A 6,289-nucleotide genomic window follows, 5' to 3' on the forward strand; every position below is an offset into this window, starting at 1 on the left:
GGTAAGCAGAGTTTTTGAAATGTAAGGCCTTTGAATAAGACAAAAGGCTGCCTCATCGCTAACTTTGCAACAGTGCCAAGCTGGCTCGTGAATTCGGAATCAGTCGCGAAACCCTGTATCAATACTTGAGAACGGATCAGTAAATATGCCACGTCGTTCAATCCTGTCCGCCGCCGAGCGCGAAAGCCTGCTGGCGTTGCCGGACACCAAGGATGAGTTGATCCGTCACTACACGTTCAGCGAAACCGACCTCTCCATCATCCGGCAGCGGCGCGGCCCGGCCAACCGGCTGGGCTTCGCCGTGCAGCTCTGTTACCTGCGCTTTCCTGGTGTCATCCTGGGCGTCGATGAGCCGCCGTTTCCGCCCTTGTTGAAACTGGTCGCCGACCAGCTCAAGGTCAGCGTCGAAAGCTGGGACGAATACGGGCAGCGGGAGCAGACCCGGCGCGAGCACCTGGTCGAACTGCAAACGGTGTTCGGCTTCCAGCCCTTTACCATGGGCCACTACCGGCAGGCCGTCCAGTTGCTGACCGAGATGGCCTTGCAGACCGACAAGGGCATCGTGCTGGCCAGCACCTTGATCGAGCACCTGCGGCAGCAGTCGGTCATTCTGCCTGCCCTCAACGCCGTCGAGCGGGCGAGCGCCGAAGCAATCACCCGCGCCAACCGGCGCATCTACGATGCCTTGGCCGAACCGCTGTCGGACGCGCATCGCCGCCGCCTCGACGATCTGCTCAAGCGTCGGGACAACGGCAAAACGACCTGGCTGGCCTGGCTGCGCCAATCGCCCGTCAAACCGAATTCGCGGCACATGCTGGAACACATCGAACGCCTCAAAGCGTGGCAGGCGCTCGACCTGCCTTCTGGCATCGAGCGGTCGGTGCACCAGAACCGCCTGCTCAAGATCGCCCGTGAGGGTGGCCAGATGACGCCCGCCGACCTGGCCAAGTTCGAGGCGCAGCGACGCTATGCCACCCTGGTGGCGCTTGCCATCGAGGGCATGGCCACCGTCACCGACGAAATCATCGACCTGCACGACCGCATCCTGGGCAAGCTGTTCAACGCCGCCAAGAACAAGCATCAGCAGCAATTCCAGGCGTCCGGCAAGGCGATCAACGCCAAGGTGCGGCTGTTCGGCCGCATCGGCCAGGCGCTGATCGAGGCCAAGCAGGCGGGCCGCGATCCGTTCGCCGCCATCGAGGCCGTCATGTCCTGGGATGCCTTCGCCGAGAGCGTCACCGAAGCGCAGAAGCTTGCGCAGCCCGAGGACTTCGATTTCCTGCACCGCATCGGCGAAAGCTACGCCACGCTGCGCCGCTACGCGCCGGAATTCCTTGCCGTGCTCAAGCTGCGGGCCGCTCCCGCCGCGAAGGACGTGCTCGACGCCATCGAGGTGCTGCGCGGCATGAACAGCGACAACGCCCGCAAGGTGCCCGCCGACGCGCCGACCGAGTTCATCAAGCCGCGCTGGCAGAAGCTGGTCATGACCGACACCGGCATCGACCGGCGCTACTACGAACTGTGCGCGCTGTCGGAGATGAAGAACGCGTTGCGTTCCGGCGACATCTGGGTGCAGGGGTCGCGCCAGTTCAAGGACTTCGAGGACTACCTGGTGCCGCCCGCGAAATTCGCCAGCCTCAAGCAGGCCAGCGAATTGCCGCTGGCCGTGGCCACCGACTGCAACCGGTACCTGAACGACCGGCTGACGCTGCTGGAAACACAGCTTGCCACCGTCAACCGTATGGCGACGGCCAACGAGCTGCCGGACGCCATCATCACCGAGTCAGGCTTGAAGATCACGCCGCTCGACGCGGCGGTACCCGACACCGCCCAAGCGCTGATCGACCAGACGGCAATGATCCTGCCGCACGTCAAGATCACCGAACTGCTGCTGGAGGTGGACGAATGGACGGGCTTCACTCGGCATTTCGCGCATCTGAAATCGGGCGACCCGGCCAAAGACAAGAACCTGTTGCTGACCACGATCCTCGCCGACGCGATCAACCTGGGCCTGACCAAGATGGCGGAGTCTTGCCCCGGCACGACCTACGCCAAGCTGGCTTGGCTGCAAGCCTGGCACATCCGCGACGAAACCTACGGGGCGGCGCTGGCCGATCTGGTCAACGCACAGTTCCGCCATCCCTTCGCCGAGCACTGGGGCGACGGCACCACCTCATCGTCGGACGGCCAGAACTTCCGCACCGGCAGCAAGGCCGAGAGCACCGGCCACATCAACCCGAAATACGGGAGCAGCCCAGGGCGGACGTTCTACACCCACATTTCTGACCAGTACGCGCCATTTCACACCAAGGTCGTGAACGTCGGCGTGCGCGATTCGACCTACGTGCTCGACGGCCTGCTGTACCACGAGTCCGACTTGCGGATCGAGGAGCATTACACCGACACGGCGGGCTTCACCGATCACGTCTTCGCCCTGATGCACCTCCTGGGCTTCCGCTTCGCGCCGCGCATCCGCGACCTGGGCGACACCAAGCTCTACATCCCGAAGGGCGACGCCGCCTATGACGCGCTGAAACCCATGATCGGCGGCACGCTCAACATCAAGCACGTCCGCGCCCATTGGGACGAAATCCTGCGGCTGGCCACCTCGATCAAGCAGGGCACGGTGACGGCCTCCCTGATGCTCCGAAAGCTCGGCAGCTACCCACGCCAGAACGGCCTGGCCGTGGCGCTCCGCGAGCTGGGCCGCATCGAGCGCACGCTGTTCATCCTGGACTGGCTGCAAAGCGTGGAACTGCGCCGCCGCGTGCATGCCGGCCTGAACAAGGGCGAGGCGCGCAATGCGCTGGCCAGGGCAGTGTTTTTCAACCGCCTGGGTGAAATCCGCGACCGCAGTTTCGAGCAGCAGCGCTACCGGGCTAGCGGCCTCAATCTGGTAACGGCTGCCGTCGTGTTGTGGAACACGGTCTATCTGGAACGGGCTGCGCACGCGCTGCGTGGCAACGGCCATGCCATTGATGACGCGCTGTTGCAGTACCTGTCGCCGCTCGGTTGGGAGCACATCAACCTCACCGGCGATTACCTCTGGCGCAGCAGCGCCAAGATCGGCGCGGGCAAGTTCAGGCCGCTACGACCGCTGCAACCGGCTTAGCGTGCTTTATTTAATGAGATGGTCACTCCCTCCTTCCCAGTACTATGCTGAGGACAGGCTTTCATTCGGAGAACCATCATGGAAAACATTGCGCTTATTGGTATCGATCTGGGTAAGAACTCTTTCCATATTCATTGTCAGGATCATCGTGGGAAGGCCGTTTACCGTAAAAAATTCACCCGACCAAAGCTAATCGAATTTCTGGCGACATGCCCGGCAACAACCATCGCGATGGAAGCCTGTGGCGGTTCTCACTTTATGGCACGCAAGCTGGAAGAGTTAGGGCATTTTCCAAAGCTGATATCACCGCAATTTGTCCGCCCATTCGTTAAAAGCAACAAAAATGACTTCGTTGATGCTGAAGCTATCTGTGAAGCAGCATCACGTCCATCTATGCGTTTCGTGCAGCCCAGAACCGAATCTCAGCAGGCAATGCGAGCTCTGCATCGTGTCCGTGAATCCCTGGTTCAGGATAAGGTGAAAACAACTAATCAGATGCATGCTTTTCTGCTGGAATTTGGTATCAGCGTTCCGCGAGGTGCTGCCGTTATTAGTCGACTGAGTACCCTTCTTGAGGACAGTAGTTTGCCTCTTTATCTCAGCCAGTTACTGCTGAAATTACAACAGCATTATCACTATCTTGTTGAGCAGATTAAAGATCTGGAATCTCAGTTGAAACGAAAGTTGGACGAAGATGAGGTTGGACAGCGCTTGCTGAGTATTCCCTGCGTTGGAACGCTGACTGCCAGTACTATTTCAACTGAGATTGGCGACGGGAAGCAGTACGCCAGCAGCCGTGACTTTGCGGCGGCAACAGGGCTGGTACCCCGACAGTACAGCACGGGAGGTCGGACGACATTGTTAGGGATTAGCAAGCGGGGCAACAAAAAGATCCGAACTTTGTTGGTTCAGTGTGCCAGGGTATTCATACAAAAACTGGAACACCAGTCTGGCAAGTTGGCCGACTGGGTCAGGGAGTTGTTGTGTCGGAAAAGCAACTTTGTCGTCACCTGTGCTCTGGCAAACAAGCTGGCCAGAATAGCCTGGGCACTGACGGCGCGACAGCAAACTTACGAAGCATAAAGGCAGAAATACACCAGTTTAAACAATCATTCATCTGGTTTTGCGAATACTGATATTGATGATACTAACGGCCCACCGGCCTGTTGAGGAACCTGTAAAACGGAAAGGCTCATTGAAGCCGTATATTTTCTGGAGGTTCATCAGGCGCGGAACTCATCGAGGCGCGGGAATAAAATCCCATTCAGACGCCGGATAGATTCAAGCAAGCCAACTTGTCGTCAAAATCGGTGTTGCAAAAACGGGAGTGACCATAGATTCCGTTTTCTGAGGCGACCCCCACATAGAGACCTTCCCGGTCATTCACTTTGTAGAGTTTGTCCCTGGGCTTGAGATTGCGCAGCTTGGTATCGGTCAGCATGTACCTTGTCCTTCTTCGTCTCCGATACCCACTCGATTGTAAACAAGCACACAAAACCCTTTAGTGACAACAATTTGCAAGAACTATCAGGCTCAGTGCCATGAAAAATACCATGACCAGATCATGAGGTTGAACACGGCTTGCGCCGGCAGCGTTCACGCTCCTGGTCGGCGATCTCGCCCGGCTGCAATGCTAGCTCAGCATCGGTCATGCGCTCCAGCACGTCGCGTAGGCGGATGGTGCAAGGAATGGGCGGCAGCTCGAACTCATAGCCGCCGGCGATCATTTCGGCCGCAATCTCCTCGGTGATGAAAAACGGCTCGTCGTCTTGGTTCGGCTTCTTCATGCCCTTTCCTCCTGGCGCTCATCCTGGCCGACAGCGGCCAGGGCATCGGCTTCCGTCAATGCGTCCTCCACGAACGCGCCGTGCTGCTTCGCTTCGGCCTGGCTGACCTCGGCCCATATCCGTTTCACCTGGGCCGCACTGTACCCGGCCAGCTCGGCGGTCTTGTTGATGCTGTAGCCGGACTTGCGCAGCGCGACAACTTGGGCGCGGCGCTTCGGATCAGCACGGCGGCCCTTGTACCGCCCGGCCTGGCGGGCCAACTCAATGCCTTGGCGCTGGCGTTCGCGCCTGTCCTCGTAGTCGTCGCGGGCCATCTGCAAGGCCAGGCGAAAAAGCATGATCTGCACGGCTTCCAGCACGATCTTGGCGACGCCCTGGGCCTCGGCCGCCAGGTCGGATAGATCGACCACGCCAGGGACGGCCAGGCTTGCGCCTTTGGCCTGTATCGAGGCCACCAGGCGCTCGGCCTCGGGCAAAGGTAGGCGGCTGATGCGGTCGATCTTCTCGGCAATGACCACCTCGCCGGGCTGTAGGTCGCCGATCATGCGCAGCAGCTCAGGCCGGTCGGCGCGTGCGCCGGATGCCTTCTCACGGTAGATGCCGGCGACGTAGTAGCCGGCGGCCTTCGCGGCCGTAGTGATCGCCTCTTGGCGTTCCAAGTCCTGCGCGTCGGTGCTGACGCGCAGATAGACCCGCGCCACCATCGGCGCGGCTACTGGCTTCGTCCTGCGCATACTTGCGGGCTCCTTTGGGCATACGCAAAGTGTCCGGTCATGCTACCCCCGGCCAAAAAGGCCGTCATGCGATTTATCTTGGCCGGGTCGTTATTGGCGGGTCTAAATGGCCGCTCCGTGGATCTCATCGCCAGAAATGGCGATGCGAGATCCAGGGCAGGGCGGCCGCCATCGTCAGACCTGGCGATGGTCGACGCCGGCGCGCATCGTCGGATGTGGCGATGCGAGCTCGAGGTCGGTGGCCACCGCCGGCGACCTGGTGCCATCGTCGGCAATGGCGATGCTGCAGCTCGACGTGCGCGGCCTGGTCGTCTCGGCATCGTCGGATGCGGCGATGCTCGAGCGAGGCGAAAAAAAACCGCCTCGGGGTGTCCGAGGCGGCAAGTCTGCATGCGGTTCAGGGAGGAAGAAACCGCGCCGGCGATCAGGGAGGAAAACCGCGCGGCCTGATGTGCAGCTCGGCCACTTTAGCCGGATTTTTCGACTTATCCGATGCGAGCGGCCCGCCGTGGGCGCTGCTCGATCTGCTGTTGCTTTTTCTCGACGTGCTTCTGCTCCTGGTGCTGCTGCTCGTCGCGCGGCACTGTTGCAAAGTTAGCGATGAGGCAGCCTTTTGTCTTATTCAAAGGCCTTACATTTCAAAAACTCTGCTTACC

5 protein-coding genes and 2 pseudogenes are annotated in these 6,289 nt (G+C 60.1%); 4 read left to right on the top strand and 3 right to left on the bottom strand.

Annotated features, from left to right (window positions below; translation table 11 throughout):
• Positions 1–77 precede the first annotated feature (77 nt).
• The 3 genes and pseudogenes from ACLJRH_RS25855 to ACLJRH_RS25865 all read left to right on the top strand — a co-directional run.
• A pseudogene (locus ACLJRH_RS25855) lies at positions 78–143 on the top strand (helix-turn-helix domain-containing protein); the annotation flags it as partial.
• Between the two features lie 2 nt (positions 144–145).
• Positions 146–3,112, top strand: a complete 2,967-nt coding sequence (locus ACLJRH_RS25860) for a Tn3 family transposase (protein WP_042863651.1) — start codon at positions 146–148, stop codon at positions 3,110–3,112.
• 78 nt (positions 3,113–3,190) lie between these two features.
• Positions 3,191–4,195: an IS110-like element IS5075 family transposase gene (locus ACLJRH_RS25865; protein ID WP_000427619.1), complete on the top strand. Its 1,005-nt coding sequence runs from the start codon at positions 3,191–3,193 to the stop codon at positions 4,193–4,195.
• A 253-nt stretch (positions 4,196–4,448) separates the two neighbouring features.
• Here ACLJRH_RS25865 and ACLJRH_RS25870 read toward each other — a convergent pair.
• The 3 genes and pseudogenes from ACLJRH_RS25870 to ACLJRH_RS25880 form a co-directional block, all read right to left on the bottom strand.
• A pseudogene (locus tag ACLJRH_RS25870) lies at positions 4,449–4,553 on the bottom strand (Arm DNA-binding domain-containing protein); the annotation flags it as partial.
• Positions 4,554–4,674: 121 nt separating this feature from the next.
• Positions 4,675–4,899 (bottom strand): hypothetical protein, encoded by a 225-nt coding sequence (locus ACLJRH_RS25875; RefSeq protein WP_000743213.1) that lies wholly within the window; start codon positions 4,897–4,899, stop codon positions 4,675–4,677.
• The gene (locus ACLJRH_RS25880) at positions 4,896–5,633 is read right to left on the bottom strand and encodes a recombinase family protein (protein WP_001446887.1); all 738 of its coding nucleotides are present in this window, start codon (positions 5,631–5,633) and stop codon (positions 4,896–4,898) included. The genes ACLJRH_RS25875 and ACLJRH_RS25880 overlap by 4 nt, the downstream gene beginning before the upstream one ends.
• Positions 5,634–5,959: 326 nt before the next feature.
• On the opposite strand from ACLJRH_RS25880, the gene ACLJRH_RS25885 reads away from it, so the two are divergent.
• Positions 5,960–6,289, top strand: a 330-nt coding sequence (locus tag ACLJRH_RS25885) for a hypothetical protein (RefSeq protein WP_170868628.1), incomplete at its 3' end; no start/stop codon positions are given.

It is taken from the genome of Salmonella sp. SAL04162, assembly GCF_046551535.1.
GTDB classification, from domain to species: domain Bacteria; phylum Pseudomonadota; class Gammaproteobacteria; order Enterobacterales; family Enterobacteriaceae; genus Salmonella; species Salmonella enterica.